Below are 16,504 nucleotides of genomic sequence, written 5' to 3'. Positions count from 1 at the left end.
CAAGCAAATTTGCGCCATGGCCGACAAGGAGCGTGATCGCTTCGATGCGCTGCCACAAGCCGTGGCGGGCCGCTGCTCGGCCCGCTTTAGCGCAACGGGCGATCAAACAGGCCGAAGAACAGGAAACCCAGCAGAAACCCGAAGACATGCGCGTCCCAGGCGATTTCACCACCGACATCGCCAAACAGCGGTATCCCGACTGCAATCAGGACATTGCCGAACAGCCACATCAGCGTGAAGATCAGCACGGTGCGGTTGGAAAGCGCCTCCAGAATGCCCTGCCGCGGCATCAGATGGCCGAAAGAGGCATTGTAGCCACCACGGGCGGGGAAAACAAAACGGCAGGCTGCTCCCATCAGTGCCGAAACAACACCGGACGCGCCAATCAGCACCGTGACATCGCCCCAGTTCAGCGCCGCATGGCCGAAGGCCGAAACGGCGGCGGAAATGCACCATAACAGCACGAAGCGCCATGTTCCGATCCGGCGCAGAACCGGTGCGCCGAAGGCCATCAACCACAATCCGTTAAACAGAATATGTTCGATGCCGCCATGCAGGAAAGAATAACTGACCGGCGTCCAGAGCCATTCCAGACCCTGCTGGGAGAAAGGCACGGCATACCGCAGCGGAATGAAGCCGAAGGTGAAGATGAACCAGTTGCTGCCATCCTCCGATAGCAGATAGGCAGGAACCACATAAGCAACCAGGAGCGCCGCCAATATGCCGACGAGAAGCGGCGGCAGGTTGAAGACGGGATTGTTCGTGTCGTCTTTCGGCTCCGGCGTTTCCGAAACCGGCGGCCGTTCGCCGTCCCCGTAGGACATGATCGCATCCCTGTCTTGTCGAAATTTCTATCTTCCGAGCAATATAGGAAGCCCGGACGAAAAAAAAGCCGTCCTGCCTTTCAGGCAACGACGCCAAAACCAGAGCCGGTTCGAGCGCCGCCGCCAAAGGCAGTCCGGCTTGCGGCGACGCGGTAAAGTCACGAGCGCTGCCATCAATTGTGCTGACCGGAGCTTGTCCCCGACATGGCCGCACCGATGCCACGGCCTTTGTCGCCGCGCAATATCAACCCTTTGTTAACCTTAACAAAACCGGCTGGCACGAAAATCGCTACACCTCCACATACAGGCGTTCGGATGGACATGATGTCCCAAAAGCGAACATGGAGAACGGTGCTATGAAAAGCATGGCCGGACTGGACATATATAACTATTGGGACGAGCTGCGCGGCAACAGACCCGCGCCCCGTCGCGAAGACATCGATCCCGCAAGGTTGAAACATCATCTGGGTGATCTCTTCATCCTGACGGAAAAGGGAGAGGAAGCGCCCTTCTTCCGCCTCGCCGGCACGCGCATTTGCGACCTGTTTGGTCGGGAATTGCGCGACCGCCCGTTTTCGGAACTGTGGCCGGCGGCAAAAGCCGTTTTCCCCTGCCGCGTCGCGCGCGGCATCCTGCAACATCAATTGCCAGTCGTCTTCGATGTCGAGGCGGAGGATGATTTCGGCGCAGCCCCGTTGGCATTCGAGATGCTGCTGCTGCCGCTGCGCACGGACGAAGGCGCCGCCCCGCGGCTGCTCGGGGCCTTGCTTCCGGCACATCCGCGTCACGAATTCGCTACCCCCATCAATTGCCTTTGGATGAAGAGCAGCCGCCTGCTGCAGATGGATATCGCGCAGACGCAATATTCGGAAAACACGCTTACGGCTTTCACACCATTCGCGGGGAGCTGTTGACGGGGCCCGTTCCTCCTTCAATGTGAGGACGGATGGCGCCCTGCAACCCGGAATCTTTGCTGAAAATAGGTCAAAGCTGTAACGATATCGCCGATCGTAAGAATTGTAGATATCAAGCAATACAGTCTGTTAACCCGCGCAGAGTAGAGATTTGTCATCATCATCCGTTACAATTGCGCTGTCCATGTTTTCATCTCGTTCGGTCAACACTGCCCAAATCCTGCGTCCGGTTGAAGAGGTCTCCCTCGACGACGCCGTCGTCGTGTCCTTTTCCGGCCGCCTCATGTTGCCCGACCATGAAGAATATGATTGCACCGCAACCGAGATGACCGCCGAAAGAGCGCAGTTCACCTGCTCGGGCATGGCCCGCAATGGTGACCGCGTCATCGCTTATCTCCAGCACATCGGCCGGATCGAAGGCTCGGTAACGTCGCTCACCGCCTCCGGCTTCGTCATCACCATCAATGCGCCGGAGCGCAAGCGGGAAAAACTCGCGGCCCAGCTGGCATGGATCGCCAAGCGCCAACTGCTCGGCCTGCCGGAAGACCGACGCCACGACCGACTGACGCCACGCAATGCCAAGGCACATCTGGTTCTGGAAGATGGCGTGCTCATCTCCTGCCGGCTGATCGACCTTTCCCTGTCCGGTGCGGCAATCGAAGTCGAAAACCGTCCGCCGCTCGGCAGCCGGGTCCAGCTCGGCAAGAACATGAGCGGCAAGATCGTGCGCCACTTCATGGAAGGCGTCGCAGTCGAATTCGACCGCGTCCAGTCGCCCGACGCGCTGATCGAATTTCTCTAAGCGCCGCCTCGACACCTGCGCAGCCATTAACAGCCGAAAATCCATAATCTAAGGAATGCCCACCATTCCCGACGCCCCACCTCCGTCTCACTGAATGTGCGACGGCGGTGCGCGCCCGGTATTGACGGGGCATCTGTTGCGGCTTTTCTTCCCTCGTCCGGCCTTTCGCTAGAAACCAGCCAACTAGACCCTTGATCTCGGAGAAGTCTCCTCCGTCGCGTCAATCCGTTTCGACGGGCTTCCGATGCAACGGCGACACGGCGAGATTGAAACACTTAAGCGCGGGATATCGTCCCAGCCTTCACTTCCACCCGTCCGGATGCGCGGTGGTCGCGCACCAAACCCATCGATTTCGGCTCGGTATGGCGCAGATCGAAACGCAAAGCGCCCGCCCAAAACATTTTTCCGGAAAAAAAAAGCAGTTTTTTGAAGTTTTTTTCGCCGCTTTTTCATGGCGTCCCAACCTGAAACATCCATCCCAAAACGGGAAATCCGCTCCCCTGCCCGGCTTCTCCCGAACACTTCACGCGGCTGTGAAAATCGCCCCACACGGAAAATCGCTTTCAATACAGCGGCATAAATGGCTACCAAAAACCTAAGGCCGCGATCCGTAAAATTGTAATAAAATTTGCTTCGAATACCCGTAAAATTTGACTCAAATACAGTTCAAAATAACAGCTAATTTGCTGAAATTTAAGCTCAAATTGCCTCTCGCAAATTTCCGCCGGGTCAAAATATACCTGCGAATGTCTCCTCAACACGGGGAGACAAGCAATGAACAACAACCGTATCGTTTTCGTCCTGATCGCATTCATCGTCAGCGCCTTCGCCCAGCAGGCCAGCGCGTCGCCGGCCGCCGTCATGCGCGTCATCGGCAAGGCCAACCCGCCGATCGGCCACTATGAATTCTGCCAGACCTATCAGAGCGAATGCCAGGCGACCTCGGTCGACACCGGCCCGATGAAGCTGACCGAAGAGCGCTGGAAGGCGATGCTCGACGTCAACTACACCGCCAACACCACGATCACGCCGATGACCGACATGGAAATCTACGGCGTTGAAGAGCGCTGGGCATACCCCACCACGGTTGGCGATTGCGAAGATTTCGTGCTTCTGAAGCGCAAGATGCTGATGAACAAGGGCTTCTCGGCTTCTAACCTGCTTATCACCGTCGTTCTGCAGCCGAATGGCGAAGGCCATGCCGTTCTGACCGTTCGTACCGACCGCGGCGATTTCGTACTCGACAACATGCGCAACAAGGTCATGAACTGGTCGGAAACCGAATATACCTACCTGAAGCGCCAGGACACCGCCAATCCGGGTCGCTGGGTGAAAATTCAGGATGGCCGCGCCACCAATGCGGTTGGCGGCATCCGATAACACCAGCTACCCCACTACCGTCTCCCCAAATGAAAAAGCCGGCTCCGCAGGGAGGCCGGCTTTTTCATTGTCGTAAAGAGCTGCAAGCGTCAGAGCAGGCCAAGCTCGGCAAGTTCACGCCTCAGGTCGGATGGCATGTCCTCACCGCCGAAACCACCGCCACCGAGATCGCGGGGCGCTTCGTCGTCCTTGAGGTAACGCCAGCCCTGAAACGGCCGCTTCGGCGCAGGTGATGTCTCAATCACTTCGGGGCCGAGAATGAGATCGCAGCGGGTAATCCCGTCGTCGCCCTTGAAGGAACGGAGATCAAGAAGCTTCTGCCGCGCCTGCACCTGCCCCTTGATGACCCAGTAGAGCGAGCCGCCTTCCAGCAATTCCTCGGACCTTTTCGGGATCATGCGGGTGGTGTGCACGCTGTGCGGTTCCAGACCTGCGGCCATGGCGGTCAGCGAGCGTTGCGCGACCCAGTCTCTTAAATCCTGGAGTGAATCCGCGCCAACGCAAAGTTTGATGAGATGTAAAGGCATATCCCTATCAATGCCTTTTTGCGGCAGGCGTCAAGCATCTGGACGATGCCGGCCGCCCTGCCCGCTCAGCACTCCACAACGTTGACGGCAAGGCCGCCCGTGGAGGTTTCCTTGTATTTCTCGCTCATGTCGTTGCCGGTCTGGCGCATGGTTTCGATGCAAGCGTCGAGCGGCACGAAATGCTGGCCGTCACCCTTCAGCGCCAGCGACGCCGCCGTCACCGCTTTCACCGCACCCAGCGCATTGCGCTCGATGCAGGGCACCTGCACCAGCCCGGCAATCGGGTCACAGGTCATGCCAAGATGATGTTCAAGCGCAATTTCAGCGGCATTTTCGATTTGCTCGGGCGAGCCGCCCATGACCGCCGCAAGACCCGCCGCCGCCATGGCCGCCGCAGATCCGACTTCGCCCTGACAGCCCACTTCCGCGCCGGAAATCGAGGCATTGTGCTTGATGATGCCGCCAATCGCCGCCGCCGTCAGCAGGAAGTCACGCACGTCGTCGACCGTCGCATCCTCATGGAAGTGCCGGAAATATCGGACAGTGGCCGGAACGACGCCCGCCGCACCATTGGTCGGCGCGGTGACCACCCGGCCACCGGCGGCATTTTCTTCGTTCACGGCCATGGCGTAGACGCTCAGCCAGTCATTCGCCATGACAGGATTGAACCGGTTGCTGCGCCATTCCGCATTCAGCTTTTCGTAAATGGAACGGGCGCGACGGCGCACCTTCAGGCCGCCCGGCATGATGCCGTCGACTTTCAGTCCGCGCTCGATACAGCCGTCCATCGCTTCCCAGATCTGGTCGAGCCGGTCGTTCAACTCGTCGCGGGAAACCACCGTCTCCTCATTCGCCCGTTTCATCTGGGCGATGGTGCGGCCGGAACGGGTCGCCATATCAAGCATTTCCTTTGCCGAGGCGAAGGGATAGGGCACGCGCGGACCATTATCGATGGTCTTGCCGCGCTGCTTGATCGCCTCCAGTTCCGTATCGGTCACGACGAAACCACCACCGACCGAATAATAGATGCGCTTGATCAGCAGCCTGCCCTGATTGTCGAAGGCGGAGAAGGTCATGCCATTGGCATGGCCGGGCAGCGGGTTCTTCTTGTCGAACACCAGATCCTCGGCTGCCCGGAATTCGTAGGCCGGATGTCCCGGCGGCGTAACCGTGCCGGCCTTTTCCACCGTCTCGATGATCGCATCCATGGCGTCGGGATCAACGAGGTCCGGCCGCTCGCCGGTCAGGCCGAGAATAACGGCACGCCCTGTGCCATGGCCGATGCCGGTAAAGGCGAGCGAACCGTGCAGGCTGACCTTCAGCCGCGAAACGCTGGCACCGGCCGGGCGCGGCCATTCATCGCTGAGGATCAGCGCCAGAAAGCGGTTGGCCGCCGTCATCGGACCCATCGTATGGGAACTTGAAGGACCGATACCGATCTTGAAGACGTCAAAGACCGAAAGAAACATGAAGTTTTTCCTGACTGATGGATTCCACCATCACCATATCCAAAGCCGCGACAGATCGCCACCGCAGCATCGGATGCAAAATCTGTCGGGATTTTCGGAGAAATCCGGCGCTTCGGCAAGAACGAAGAGCGTCACCGGCTTTTGCGGCTGCGACATGCAGGTCGCAGAAACGAAAACAGCACGGTTTCCAGAGGAGACCGCGCCGTTTTCAAAACCAGTCAATTCAGGAGAAGTGCTTATGGGCTGCCAAAAATGTACGTCAATGCGAGAAAAGCGGCAAAGCCTGCAAGTGCGCGCAAGGTAACGCCCCAGCAAGATTTCTGAGCGGTTTCTTCCATGATTACTCCAGCTATTCACTCTCCGGGGGATCTTCAAGACCCGGCCCGTTGGAAGAAGCATTTATTAAAATCCGACGACGAAGGCAAATGCAAAAAGCGGCTAAATGAAGGCTTTTTCGACGGGCTGCCATTCGCCCCGCGCATAGGTACATGAAAAAACAAGGTGTTAGGGCGTGGCTTCCAAAACCGGCATTTCGGTCTTCGCCTCAATTTAGGCTAAAGTGTAACCGTTATTTAAAGCTTTTGCACAAACACCTGTTGAAAACTGTCGTCGCCAACACGTTACAGTCGAATTTATTCCGCAGTCGCCGCGCCTTGAAAGCACAACACCTCTGCTTTATCCACGACGGATAACGACAACGGGACTCACTACATGCAGCAGGCATCCTCTTTTCCCGATCGCGAAACGGTCGCTTCGAAACTGACTTCGCTTGCAAGCGAGGACAAGGCATGGGTGTCGTTGCTGATGGAAAACGCCTTGCAGGATGAAAACCTGCTGGCCGGCCTCAATCTTTATCTCGACCAGCAGGCCAATGCCCGTTTCCTGAACAGTTTGAAGCTGGAAGCTGCCGGTGAATGGCTTGGCGTCAATGCCCCTGCCCGCCTGCAGATTCGCCTCGCGGAAACTGCCAGAACCAGCCAGCACCCCGCTTATCTGGCCTTCCGCAAAGGGCTGACGGCATCGGCGGGACTTGAAAAAGCCTACCCTAAAGCGCCGATCTGATCTGTTCGGTTAGTCCGGCACCCTATCGATGACGGCGATGATCGGCCCCATGGGAAATAGCATGTCGCGCCGCTTCATCGCGGGAATATCGACGCTCGAAATCGTCCCGTCGAGATAAAGCGCGTTGGGCGCATCCAGCACATCCCGAAACAGCGTGGCAAAATCGTAGAAGCGCACGGTATTTTCCGAAATGGCGAAATGCACCATGCCATCGCGGGAGACGCCGACGCCGTTGCGTCGCTTCAGGCTGTCGCTGTCGGGCAGAAATCGCGGATGCAGCTGCCCGTCGATCACCAGCATCGGCCCCGACTGGGTGGCGAAATCCGGCTTGGGGTCTGCCGCCAGATAGGCCTCAGTCTCCAGCACGGCGGCCGTCGTGCCTTTGAGATAAAACACACCATTCGGCAGAAGGTGAAAATTGCCCCAGCCGCCCCGGGTGCTGATCGATGAGCGTTCCACGCCATTTTCGACAAACAGGCCAACTGGCGAATAGTCGGAATGATACATGCCGCCATTCATGGCGAAGATGCTGAACATATGCTGCCGCCAGAGCGCGGACGACAGGTCGGCGAAGGAGCGATACCCCTGCCCGGAGACGTGATCGCGATCATAAATCCGGATGGTGTTCTTTGCCGGGTCGAAACTGCACACAGTGTAGCGACCGCCCGCATGGTCCATGCTTTTGCAAAAATCCGCCGGCCCGCCGGCCTGCGCCGAAAACGGCAGCAACAATGGCAACAGCAGCTTCGCCAGTCTTTTCATCGATCCGTTCATGCCCACCCCGTGATTCTCGTCAGGGGAACATTCGCAGGGAAATTCAGTCAAAGAAAAGGCGTCACCCCTGTTTCAGGGTAACGCCTCGACTTTAAGGGGAGTGCCGTTAGCGGCGGGCAGCGCGGTCCACATTGCGGCCGGCGTCCTGCGTCGCATCAACGGCATTCGCCGTATCCCGGCCCATGCCACGAATGGTGTTGCCGCAAGAGCTGAGCGTCACGACGGTCAACAAAGCCACGAAAACGGTCGAAAGAATGCGTGTAACCATTGAAATAACTCCCCTATGACTTGCCGTCCAAGGCAAGCGCCGATGTGATATGCGTCACAATAACGTGAGTCCCGAAAATCGGTTCCAGCAGCATTTCAAAAAATCCCGTCGATGAAAATTAACAGGGTTTTGAAGTTCACGAGGGAAACTCCACACCTGGATCATGGCTGAGGAAAATACCGTGGATGATATGACTGACATCAACAATCGACTTCTGGTGATGACGGCAGGCGGCGTGAACCCCAATGTCATGATCAATGCATTGGCCGCCCGCTTTCCTGATATCCACGTCTTCGTGGAGCAACCGGAAAGCAAATCGGAAATTCTCAAGCGGCGGGCGCGTCGGCTCGGCTGGATTGTCGCCGCCGGCCAGATGACAACGATGGTCGCATCCCGGCTGGGCAAACGTTTCACGATTAAAAGAAGCCACGAGATTATCGCCGAGCATGGCCTTTCCGCCGAACTTGGCCAAGCCGTTCCCGTCACGCAATTTGCCTCGCTGAACGACGAGGAATGCCACAAGGCCGCCAATCTGCTGAAACCGGCGGCGATCTTCACCATTTCCTGCCGACTTCTGAAGCCCGCAACGCTTGAGGCCCTGCAATGCCCGGTTATCAATTTCCACGCCGGCATCAATCCCGCCTATCGCGGCCAGATGGGCGGCTACTGGGCGCTGGTGGAAAAGGACCGCGGCAATTTCGGCGCAACCGTACATCTGGTCGATAAGGGTGTGGATACCGGCGCCACGCTTTACGAAAAACGGCTGAAACCCTCGCCTTCAGACACCATCGCCACCTATCCGCTGCTTCTCACCGCCGCCTCGGTGGATATCGCCGTCAGCGCCGTGGAAGACGCATTGTCCGGCAGCCTCGCACCACAGCCGCCCTCCCCCGGAAAATCGGCACTGCGCTTTCCGCCGACGATCTGGACCTGGCTGTGGAACGGTCTGACGAAACGGATATGGTGATTCTTCGCTGCACCGTGTTGCCAAGCTTCGTCGCAGATGCAGGGCTGTCTTGCCGCATCAGGCACAGACGGCACCGAAAAAACGGTGCATGATAATCAAAAGGATCATGCACAAATTGCCCGATATTTCCGCCTCCTCCATCATCCCCGCCTCCATCGAAGCCTCTCCCGCACAGGTGCTTGGCCCGGCAAGCCTTGACGGTCTCTTTCCGCAGGGCGTGCGTGTTTATCTGACCGACACCGGCGCAGCCTCACAGGTGAAGCTTGTCGATGCGGCGAGACATCTGCGTGATCTGGGTTATGAGCCAGTGCCGCATCTTGCGGCGCGGCGCATCCCGTCGCGCGCAGAGTTTGAGGAACAGGTGAAGCGGCTGGCGGGCGAAGCCGGCGTATCGGATGTGCTGGTTGTCGGCGGCGGCGTCGACAGGCCGGCCGGTCCCTTCGCTTCCAGCATGGATATGCTGTCGTCAGGCATTTTCGACCGTTATGGGATAAGCCAGATCGCAATCGCCGGCCACCCCGAGGGCAGCCCGGATTTCAGCGAGGAGACGGCAATTGCCGCGCTGCGGCTGAAGCGTGATTTTGCGCAAAGAAGCGATGCGACGATGCGCATCGTCACCCAGTTCGGTTTCGATGCAGCCCGTTTCATCGCCTGGGCGGAAGGGCTTATCGCATCAGGCATCGATCTGCCGGTGCACATCGGCGTTTCCGGTCCGGCCAAGATCACGACGCTGCTGAAATATGCAGCGCTTTGCGGTGTCGGCAATTCCATTGCCTATCTGAAGAAAAACGCACTCTCCCTCACGACACTGGCGAAGGGTCATTCGCCGGAAAGCGTCGTCGGACCGATCGAGCGGCACTGGCAGGCCAATCCGCAAGGGCCGATCCGGCAAATTCACGTCTTTCCCTTTGGCGGCTTGCAGAATTCGGCCGACTGGCTGGTCAAGCGCGGAAGCTGGCAAACCGGCGACGCAGACCGTTCGGCATCACCGGATTCCGTTGCGGTTTGACACCATGACTGCCTGTGCGCCCGGCTTTAAGGCCGCGCAGGCCCTGCCATGTTACGCCGCCTTGGCAACCTCGACAAAGGCGCTGCGAATGCTTTCTGCCACTGCAAGCACCGGACGCGACGCCTTGTCGCCCATGATCAGGCGGATATCGAAACAGCCGAGTTCCGGCAGTCCTTCCTTGTCGCCCAGAATGACCATGTCATTCAACACATAGGATCGCGGTAGCGGCGCGATGGCAAGATCGGCGGCAATCGCCGCGCGCTGCGCCATCGTATGACCGCTGAGATAGGCCACCCGGAAATTGCGCCCGCGCTTTTCCAGAGAATTGATCGCCTCCGAACGCCAGATGCAGCCTTCTTCCCAGATCGAAATCGGCAGCGGATCGCGCAGATAGGCGGTGCCGCATTTTGCACCCGCCCAGACGAGACGTTCGCGCATCAACACCTCACCCGTATCCCTGAGCGGATGCGAGGCACAGTTGACGAGGGCAAGATCAAGCCGTTGCTCGTCCATGCGCTTGTAGAGATTGGAACTGGAATCGATGGTGACGTCGATCATGATGCCGGGGAAAGCCTCGGCAAAGCGCTTGAGAATGCCCGGCAGCAGGCCACGCTCACCGATATCCTCCGGCGCGCCGAGACGCACCACACCGGAAAGCTCGGGCATGACGAAACGTGACACGGCTTCATTGGAGAGCGCGATCATGCGGCGTGCATAGGTCAGCAGCGTCTCGCCATGCGCGGTCAATGTCACCGAGCGGGCATCGCGCAGGAATAGCGTCGTCTTCAACTGCTCCTCAAGCTTCTTGATCTGCATGGAAACGGCCGAGGGCGTCCTGAACACCACTTCCGCGGCAGTGGAGAAATTTCCCGTTTCCGCAATCGCGACGAAGGTTCTCAATATGTCGTTATCCAGCAACGGCAGCGGTTGGCGGAAAGTCACGGTCATGGCACGCACCTTCAAATATTTTGATTTATAGATGGATATCATTTCGTTTGATTGAATGTCAACAAGCGCGCACCATCCGGGACATCGAATGACAAGGGCCGAAAAAGTCCCGCTGGAATGAAGCGCCGAACTCCCCTTATGTGACGACGCGCATCTGGCAGGACAGGTCAGCAAATCATTCCGATAATTGATGAATGATATGAAATTCATTCTCTTGTTTGATGAAATATGCAGGCGCATATCGAAGGCGCAAATCAATCGTGGTTCAGGAAAGGATCAAGGACATGACCATGATACATTATCTCCCGGTGGCGAACCGCTCTGCGCATCGTCCCTCTTCCGGTGGCTGGCTTCACCGCCTGTCAGGCCACGTTTCTGCTCTTTACAGATCATGGCGTCGTGCACGGATGCTGCGCGCACTTGAGGCATTGCCGCCTGAAACATTGAAGGATATCGGATGGCCGACGACAGACAATTACCGCACAAGCGCCATTCGCAAATGACCTCTGACCGGTGGCTCGCAGACGTTTTAAGACTTGCGAGCCATCCCTTCCCGTGCCAATACGCTCCGGCAACGGCGTAAAAAAGCCTGCCTGTTTTACATGCGACACGACGCCTTTTTAAAAGGCTTGTCGCAAATTTTGCATATTTCAAAAGCGATTTTTTGACAGGCCCGATTCCACGGCGTATTTTTCGTTAAAGATGTCGGAAACAGGACATCCAGAAGACCGATTCCAAGGGAGGAATTGCGTATTCGCAACGGAGCACGGGCAAATGAGCAGGAACTCCCAGAAGAAACGCTCAATCGTCTTTTTTCTCATTCCGCAATTTACCATGCTGCCCTTTGCCGCAGCGGTTGAAACGCTTCGCATCGCCAACCGAATGTTGGGCTATCAGGCCTATGAATGGCGCATCGCCTCGCTCGATGGCCAGAAGGTCATGTCCTCCAGCGGCATCTGTCTCGAGGTCGACACCTGTCTCGCCGACGAGCGACGGTATGTGACCGGCGAGAACCGCGCAGAAATGGCAATCATCTGTTCGGGCATCGATGTGGATCAGCACATCAACAAGTCAGTCAATGCCTGGCTGCGCGAAGCCTATAATCGCGGCATCGCCATCGGCAGCCTCTGTACCGCCGCCCATATCCTTGCGCAGGCTGGCCTGCTGAACGGCAAGCGCTGCGCGATCCACTGGGAAAACCTGCCGGGTTTTTCCGAAGCCTTTCCGCAGGTGGAAGTTTATGCCGACCTCTTTGAAGTCGACAGCAATATCTACACCTGCGCCGGCGGCACGGCCTCGCTTGACATGATGCTGAGCCTGATCGGCCAGGATTTCGGCGAAAACCTCGTCAACCGCGTCTGCGAACAGCAATTGACCGACCGGGTGCGCAGCCCCAATGACCGCCAGCGCCTGCCGCTGCGCGCCCGCCTCGGCGTGCAGAACAGCAAGGTCCTGTCGATCATCGAATTGATGGAAGGCAATCTCGCCGAGCCGCTGTCGCTGCTTGACATAGCCGATGCCGCCGATCTGTCGCGCCGACAGGTGGAGCGCCTGTTCCGTCAGGAAATGGGCCGGTCGCCCGCCCGCTATTATCTCGAAATCCGCCTCGACCGCGCCCGTCACCTGCTCGTACAATCGGCCATGCCGGTCGTCGAAGTCGCCGTCGCCTGCGGTTTCGTCTCGGCCTCGCATTTCTCCAAGTGTTATCGCGAAATCTATAATCGCACGCCGCAGCAGGAACGGGCCGAGCGCAAGATGCTGATCAGCGCGTCGCGAATGGCGATGGCGAGCCAGGGAGGCAAAGCCGCGCATTGAAGACGCGGCTTTAAGACGTCAAGGCTTCCACGAACGGCCGAACCGCATGGGCCAAATCCTCTGCCATCATGCCAACGCCCGCTCGGCTACCCGCCTCACCATGCAGCCAGACACCGGCAGCCGCCGCCTCAAAGGCGGGGGTTCCCTGCGCCAGTAGCGCACCGACAATGCCGGCCAGCACATCGCCGGAGCCAGCCGTTGCGAGGCTCGCCGGCGCATTGCTGTTGACCAGCGCCCGGCCGTCGGGTGCGGCGATCACCGTGTCCGCGCCCTTATAGACCAGCACCGCACCGCTGCGCGCCGAAGCAACCAGCGCCTTCTCGACCTTGCTCAACGCAGCGTCAGCGGCAAGATCGGGAAACAGCCGCCCAAACTCGCCCTCATGCGGCGTCAGCACAAATTTGCCTGTGCCGGATGTAACGTGCTCGAACAGGGTCTCCGGGCAATCCTTGAAAGCGGTGATCGCATCGGCATCCAGCACCACCGCCCTGTCTCCAAGCAGCGACACGAACTGCCGCGCTTTTTCTAAATCGCCGAAACCCGGGCCGAGAACGAAAGTACCGTGACGCCGGTCATCCAGCCACAGCCGCAGATCATCGGCATCGTCCATAGGCGTGTTCATCACGGCTGTCAGCGTCATGGACAGCACATCGAGCACCGTCTTCGGGGCAGCAACAGTCACGATGCCCGCCCCCGCCTTCAGCGCCGAAAGCGCCGCCATGCGGCTTGCACCCGTCGCATGCGCCGGTCCGGCAAAGACAGTCAGATGCCCGCGGCGGAATTTATGCGTTTCCATATCGGCGCGGGGCAAGGCGTGCCGCCAGACAAGCGGATCGTTTTCCGCCACCGATCCCGCATGGGCGGCAAGAATGCGGGCGGGAATGCCGATATCGAAAACCTCAAGCACCCCGCACAGTTCCTGCCCCGGCATCAGCAGGTGGCCGGGCTTGCGCGCCATGAAGGTCACGGTGCGCTGCGCCCTGAACGATGCACCGAGAGGCACGCCGCGCCGGCCGCAGAGGCCCGAAGGCAGATCAACGGCAAGCACAGGCACGCCCGCCTTTGCCACCGCCTCGATCACATCGGCAAGTTCGCTTGGAACATCACGGGACAATCCAGCCCCGAAAACCGCATCGATAACCACGTCACCGGAAAGAGGCGCATAGGCCGCAAGCGGCAGTGGCGTCACCCCGCTCCGCTCGAATGCCGTTCGCGCATCGCCCCTCAGCACGGCAGTATCGCCAAGATGATAAACCGCAACGGCCGCGCCGCTCTGCAAAAGCACCCGCGCCGCCACATAACCGTCTCCGCCATTATTGCCACCACCGCAAAGCACGACGAAACGCAGCGCCTGCGGATAGTGGCGCAGCGCCGAGGCGGCAACCGCCTGCCCCGCCCGTTCCATCAGGTCGTAAAGCGGAATGCCGGATTGCCCGGCCGCCGCATCGATGCGAGCCATCACAACCGGGTCGATCAGGAAGAGCTGCGAAAGGGATGTCATGGGCCGATCATCCCTTCAAAACGCCGGAAAGGCAATCGATACAAAAATAAGCAGATCGCCACGACCAAATAATAGTCAAATGCATAAAATATAAACAAACCAACAAAACACCTGCGCAGGAACTAAAAATATACGAGATTGCTAAAATAATACAAATCAACAGAAATGCGGATGGATTTTTCGGATTTCCGAGAGAAATTCGCTGGAAAACCGCCAAAAGCGAATGCATTTTGTGCCGGAAAGCCGGGGGAGCGAAGTTTTTTCTTCAAGCCCGCTTCCGATCTGGCACAATACGTGCATTCTTGTGGCAGAGCGGGAATTACCTGCTTTAACGGGAGAAGCGGAGAGATATTTTCTCATGAAAAAGATCGAAGCGATCATTAAGCCTTTCAAGCTCGATGAAGTGAAGGAAGCCCTTCAGGAAGTCGGACTTCAGGGAATCACGGTCACGGAAGCAAAAGGCTTTGGTCGTCAGAAGGGCCACACGGAACTTTACCGCGGTGCGGAGTACGTCGTGGACTTTCTGCCGAAAGTGAAAGTCGAAGTCGTATTGGCGGACGAGAATGCGGAAGCCGTCATTGAGGCGATCCGCAATGCGGCCCAGACCGGACGTATCGGCGACGGAAAGATTTTCGTTTCCAATATCGAGGAAGTCATCCGCATCCGTACCGGTGAAACAGGCGTGGACGCCATATAATCAGAACCGGGTCTCAAGCCGGGGAGGCTTGGGTTTCACCTCGTCATCATCACACTCAAGGAAAACGTTTAAATGACGACCGCAAACGATATCTTGAAGCAGATCAAGGATAACGACATCAAGTTCGTGGACCTGCGCTTTACCGACCCCAAGGGCAAGCTGCAGCACGTCACCATGGATGTGGTGTGCGTCGACGAAGACATGTTCGCCGATGGCGTCATGTTCGACGGCTCCTCGATCGCCGGCTGGAAGGCCATCAACGAGTCCGACATGGTGCTGATGCCCGATCCGGCCACCGCCCACATCGACCCGTTCTTCGCCCAGTCCACCCTCGTCGTCCTTTGCGACATTCTCGACCCGGTCTCGGGCGAAGCCTATAACCGCGACCCGCGCGGCACCGCCAAGAAGGCCGAAGCCTACCTCAAGGCATCCGGCATCGGCGACACCGTATTCGTTGGCCCCGAGCCTGAATTCTTCGTCTTCGACGACGTGAAGTACAAGGCGGACCCCTACAACACCGGCTTCAAGCTGGATTCATCCGAACTGCCGTCCAACGACGATACGGATTATGAAACCGGCAACCTCGGCCACCGTCCGCGCGTCAAGGGCGGTTATTTCCCGGTTCCGCCGATCGACAGCCTGCAGGACATGCGCTCCGAAATGCTGACGGTTCTGTCGGAAATGGGCGTGGTCGTCGAAAAGCACCACCACGAAGTGGCTGCCGCACAGCACGAGCTGGGTGTGAAGTTCGACACGCTGGTCTCCAGCGCCGACAAGATGCAGATCTACAAGTACGTCGTGCACCAGGTCGCCAATGCCTATGGCAAGACGGCAACCTTCATGCCGAAGCCGATCTTCGGCGATAACGGCTCGGGCATGCACGTGCACCAGTCGATCTGGAAGGGCGGCAAGCCGACTTTCGCTGGCGACGAATATGCCGGCCTGTCTGAAAACTGCCTCTTCTACATCGGCGGCATCATCAAGCACGCCAAGGCCATCAACGCCTTCACCAACCCCACCACCAACTCCTACAAGCGTCTGGTGCCGGGTTATGAAGCGCCGGTTCTGCTGGCCTATTCGGCCCGCAACCGTTCGGCATCCTGCCGTATCCCCTTCGGCTCCAACCCGAAGGCAAAGCGCGTCGAAGTCCGCTTCCCGGACCCGACCCAGAACCCCTATCTCGGTTTTGCGGCCATGCTGATGGCTGGCCTCGACGGCATCAAGAACAAGATCCACCCCGGCAAGCCGATGGACAAGGACCTTTACGACCTTCCTGCCAAGGAACTGAAGAAGATCCCGACCGTCTGCGGTTCGCTGCGCGAAGCGCTGGAAAGCCTCGACAAGGATCGCAAGTTCCTGACCGCTGGCGGCGTGTTCGACGACGACCAGATCGACTCGTTCATCGAGCTGAAGATGCAGGAAGTCATGCGTTTCGAAATGACCCCGCATCCGGTCGAATTCGACATGTACTATTCGGCCTAAGTCGTCATCTGGACGCTCTGCAAGGTGTCCACTCCAGCCTGGCGGCCTCTCCGGAGGCCGCCGTT

At 58.4% G+C, this 16,504-nt stretch carries 19 protein-coding genes; 12 read left to right on the top strand and 7 right to left on the bottom strand.

Annotation, left to right across the window (positions count from 1 at the left end; genetic code table 11):
• Positions 1-86 precede the first annotated feature (86 nt).
• On the bottom strand, positions 87-824 hold the full coding sequence (locus FCH38_RS09930; RefSeq protein WP_153513958.1) for a rhomboid family intramembrane serine protease: 738 nt from the start codon (positions 822-824) through the stop codon (positions 87-89).
• Between the two features lie 356 nt (positions 825-1,180).
• Between FCH38_RS09930 and FCH38_RS09925 the strand changes: the two genes are divergently transcribed.
• From FCH38_RS09925 to FCH38_RS09910, 4 genes are all read left to right on the top strand, one after another.
• The gene (locus FCH38_RS09925) at positions 1,181-1,738 is read left to right on the top strand and encodes a PAS domain-containing protein (RefSeq protein WP_153513959.1); all 558 of its coding nucleotides are present in this window, start codon (positions 1,181-1,183) and stop codon (positions 1,736-1,738) included.
• 184 nt (positions 1,739-1,922) lie between these two features.
• A complete protein-coding gene (locus FCH38_RS09920) occupies positions 1,923-2,540 on the top strand; it encodes a PilZ domain-containing protein (protein ID WP_174373617.1) in 618 nt (205 codons plus the stop codon).
• Positions 2,541-2,902: 362 nt separating this feature from the next.
• A complete protein-coding gene (locus tag FCH38_RS09915) occupies positions 2,903-3,139 on the top strand; it encodes a hypothetical protein (protein WP_153513961.1) in 237 nt (78 codons plus the stop codon).
• Between the two features lie 175 nt (positions 3,140-3,314).
• Positions 3,315-3,920: a transglutaminase-like cysteine peptidase gene (locus FCH38_RS09910; protein WP_046798293.1), complete on the top strand. Its 606-nt coding sequence runs from the start codon at positions 3,315-3,317 to the stop codon at positions 3,918-3,920.
• Between the two features lie 89 nt (positions 3,921-4,009).
• Here the strand turns inward: FCH38_RS09910 and FCH38_RS09905 are convergent, their stop codons facing one another.
• Together FCH38_RS09905 and FCH38_RS09900 are read right to left on the bottom strand one after the other, a co-directional pair.
• Complete coding sequence (locus tag FCH38_RS09905; RefSeq protein WP_153513962.1) at positions 4,010-4,447, bottom strand: DUF1489 family protein; 438 nt, start codon at positions 4,445-4,447, stop codon at positions 4,010-4,012.
• 65 nt (positions 4,448-4,512) lie between these two features.
• Positions 4,513-5,916: an L-serine ammonia-lyase gene (locus tag FCH38_RS09900; RefSeq protein ID WP_174373616.1), complete on the bottom strand. Its 1,404-nt coding sequence runs from the start codon at positions 5,914-5,916 to the stop codon at positions 4,513-4,515.
• On the opposite strand from FCH38_RS09900, the gene FCH38_RS09895 reads away from it, so the two are divergent.
• Together FCH38_RS09895 and FCH38_RS09890 are read left to right on the top strand one after the other, a co-directional pair.
• Positions 5,915-6,220 carry a hypothetical protein gene (locus tag FCH38_RS09895; RefSeq protein ID WP_174373615.1) on the top strand — a complete coding sequence of 102 codons (306 nt, stop codon included), beginning with the start codon at positions 5,915-5,917 and terminating at the stop codon, positions 6,218-6,220. The two genes, FCH38_RS09900 and FCH38_RS09895, sit on opposite strands and share 2 nt — an antisense overlap.
• 407 nt (positions 6,221-6,627) lie before the next feature.
• Positions 6,628-6,978 carry a hypothetical protein gene (locus FCH38_RS09890; RefSeq protein WP_149897392.1) on the top strand — a complete coding sequence of 117 codons (351 nt, stop codon included), beginning with the start codon at positions 6,628-6,630 and terminating at the stop codon, positions 6,976-6,978.
• A gap of 9 nt (positions 6,979-6,987) precedes the next feature.
• Here the strand turns inward: FCH38_RS09890 and FCH38_RS09885 are convergent, their stop codons facing one another.
• A complete protein-coding gene (locus FCH38_RS09885; protein WP_174373614.1) occupies positions 6,988-7,752 on the bottom strand; it encodes a phosphodiester glycosidase family protein in 765 nt (254 codons plus the stop codon).
• A gap of 106 nt (positions 7,753-7,858) precedes the next feature.
• Complete coding sequence (locus tag FCH38_RS09880; RefSeq protein ID WP_149897390.1) at positions 7,859-8,020, bottom strand: entericidin A/B family lipoprotein; 162 nt, start codon at positions 8,018-8,020, stop codon at positions 7,859-7,861.
• A gap of 190 nt (positions 8,021-8,210) precedes the next feature.
• On the opposite strand from FCH38_RS09880, the gene FCH38_RS09875 reads away from it, so the two are divergent.
• Together FCH38_RS09875 and FCH38_RS09870 are read left to right on the top strand one after the other, a co-directional pair.
• Positions 8,211-8,987, top strand: a complete 777-nt coding sequence (locus FCH38_RS09875; RefSeq protein WP_174373661.1) for a formyl transferase — start codon at positions 8,211-8,213, stop codon at positions 8,985-8,987.
• 88 nt (positions 8,988-9,075) lie between these two features.
• A complete protein-coding gene (locus FCH38_RS09870) occupies positions 9,076-9,996 on the top strand; it encodes a methylenetetrahydrofolate reductase (protein ID WP_174373613.1) in 921 nt (306 codons plus the stop codon).
• Positions 9,997-10,047: 51 nt separating this feature from the next.
• Here FCH38_RS09870 and FCH38_RS09865 read toward each other — a convergent pair whose 3' ends face one another.
• Positions 10,048-10,986 (bottom strand): LysR family transcriptional regulator, encoded by a 939-nt coding sequence (locus tag FCH38_RS09865; protein WP_174373612.1) that lies wholly within the window; start codon positions 10,984-10,986, stop codon positions 10,048-10,050.
• A gap of 242 nt (positions 10,987-11,228) precedes the next feature.
• Between FCH38_RS09865 and FCH38_RS09860 the strand changes: the two genes are divergently transcribed.
• On the top strand, positions 11,229-11,447 hold the full coding sequence (locus FCH38_RS09860; RefSeq protein ID WP_149897387.1) for a DUF1127 domain-containing protein: 219 nt from the start codon (positions 11,229-11,231) through the stop codon (positions 11,445-11,447).
• Between the two features lie 271 nt (positions 11,448-11,718).
• On the top strand, positions 11,719-12,759 hold the full coding sequence (locus tag FCH38_RS23635) for a GlxA family transcriptional regulator (protein ID WP_149897386.1): 1,041 nt from the start codon (positions 11,719-11,721) through the stop codon (positions 12,757-12,759).
• A gap of 10 nt (positions 12,760-12,769) precedes the next feature.
• Here FCH38_RS23635 and FCH38_RS09850 read toward each other — a convergent pair whose 3' ends face one another.
• Positions 12,770-14,260 carry an NAD(P)H-hydrate dehydratase gene (locus FCH38_RS09850; protein ID WP_174373611.1) on the bottom strand — a complete coding sequence of 497 codons (1,491 nt, stop codon included), beginning with the start codon at positions 14,258-14,260 and terminating at the stop codon, positions 12,770-12,772.
• Positions 14,261-14,618: 358 nt separating this feature from the next.
• Between FCH38_RS09850 and FCH38_RS09845 the strand changes: the two genes are divergently transcribed.
• Together FCH38_RS09845 and glnA are read left to right on the top strand one after the other, a co-directional pair.
• Positions 14,619-14,957, top strand: coding sequence for a P-II family nitrogen regulator (locus FCH38_RS09845; protein WP_003508042.1), 339 nt, complete (start codon positions 14,619-14,621; stop codon positions 14,955-14,957).
• 72 nt (positions 14,958-15,029) lie between these two features.
• Positions 15,030-16,439, top strand: a complete 1,410-nt coding sequence (gene glnA / locus FCH38_RS09840; protein ID WP_149897384.1) for a type I glutamate--ammonia ligase — start codon at positions 15,030-15,032, stop codon at positions 16,437-16,439.
• Positions 16,440-16,504 lie beyond the last annotated feature (65 nt).

The organism is Agrobacterium tumefaciens (genome assembly GCF_013337285.1).
GTDB classification, from domain to species: Bacteria; Pseudomonadota; Alphaproteobacteria; order Rhizobiales; family Rhizobiaceae; genus Agrobacterium; species Agrobacterium burrii.
This window is presented reverse-complemented; position numbering and strand designations above follow the sequence as displayed.

What these genes read in the sequence shown, in the direction of transcription:
- FCH38_RS23635 (WP_149897386.1), top strand. Translation starts at nt 11,719, where the DNA reads ATGAGCAGGAACTCCCAGAAGAAACGCTCAATCGTCTTTTTTCTCATT.
- FCH38_RS09870 (WP_174373613.1), top strand. Translation starts at nt 9,076, where the DNA reads ATGATAATCAAAAGGATCATGCACAAATTGCCCGATATTTCCGCCTCC.
- FCH38_RS09895 (WP_174373615.1), top strand. Translation starts at nt 5,915, where the DNA reads ATGAAGTTTTTCCTGACTGATGGATTCCACCATCACCATATCCAAAGC.
- FCH38_RS09915 (WP_153513961.1), top strand. Translation starts at nt 2,903, where the DNA reads ATGGCGCAGATCGAAACGCAAAGCGCCCGCCCAAAACATTTTTCCGGA.
- FCH38_RS09885 (WP_174373614.1), bottom strand. Translation starts at nt 7,752, where the DNA reads ATGAACGGATCGATGAAAAGACTGGCGAAGCTGCTGTTGCCATTGTTG.
- FCH38_RS09845 (WP_003508042.1), top strand. Translation starts at nt 14,619, where the DNA reads ATGAAAAAGATCGAAGCGATCATTAAGCCTTTCAAGCTCGATGAAGTG.
- FCH38_RS09905 (WP_153513962.1), bottom strand. Translation starts at nt 4,447, where the DNA reads ATGCCTTTACATCTCATCAAACTTTGCGTTGGCGCGGATTCACTCCAG.
- FCH38_RS09900 (WP_174373616.1), bottom strand. Translation starts at nt 5,916, where the DNA reads ATGTTTCTTTCGGTCTTTGACGTCTTCAAGATCGGTATCGGTCCTTCA.
- FCH38_RS09925 (WP_153513959.1), top strand. Translation starts at nt 1,181, where the DNA reads ATGAAAAGCATGGCCGGACTGGACATATATAACTATTGGGACGAGCTG.
- FCH38_RS09875 (WP_174373661.1), top strand. Translation starts at nt 8,211, where the DNA reads ATGACTGACATCAACAATCGACTTCTGGTGATGACGGCAGGCGGCGTG.
- glnA (WP_149897384.1), top strand. Translation starts at nt 15,030, where the DNA reads ATGACGACCGCAAACGATATCTTGAAGCAGATCAAGGATAACGACATC.
- FCH38_RS09930 (WP_153513958.1), bottom strand. Translation starts at nt 824, where the DNA reads ATGTCCTACGGGGACGGCGAACGGCCGCCGGTTTCGGAAACGCCGGAG.
- FCH38_RS09865 (WP_174373612.1), bottom strand. Translation starts at nt 10,986, where the DNA reads ATGATATCCATCTATAAATCAAAATATTTGAAGGTGCGTGCCATGACC.
- FCH38_RS09890 (WP_149897392.1), top strand. Translation starts at nt 6,628, where the DNA reads ATGCAGCAGGCATCCTCTTTTCCCGATCGCGAAACGGTCGCTTCGAAA.
- FCH38_RS09880 (WP_149897390.1), bottom strand. Translation starts at nt 8,020, where the DNA reads ATGGTTACACGCATTCTTTCGACCGTTTTCGTGGCTTTGTTGACCGTC.
- FCH38_RS09850 (WP_174373611.1), bottom strand. Translation starts at nt 14,260, where the DNA reads ATGACATCCCTTTCGCAGCTCTTCCTGATCGACCCGGTTGTGATGGCT.
- FCH38_RS09860 (WP_149897387.1), top strand. Translation starts at nt 11,229, where the DNA reads ATGACCATGATACATTATCTCCCGGTGGCGAACCGCTCTGCGCATCGT.
- FCH38_RS09910 (WP_046798293.1), top strand. Translation starts at nt 3,315, where the DNA reads ATGAACAACAACCGTATCGTTTTCGTCCTGATCGCATTCATCGTCAGC.
- FCH38_RS09920 (WP_174373617.1), top strand. Translation starts at nt 1,923, where the DNA reads ATGTTTTCATCTCGTTCGGTCAACACTGCCCAAATCCTGCGTCCGGTT.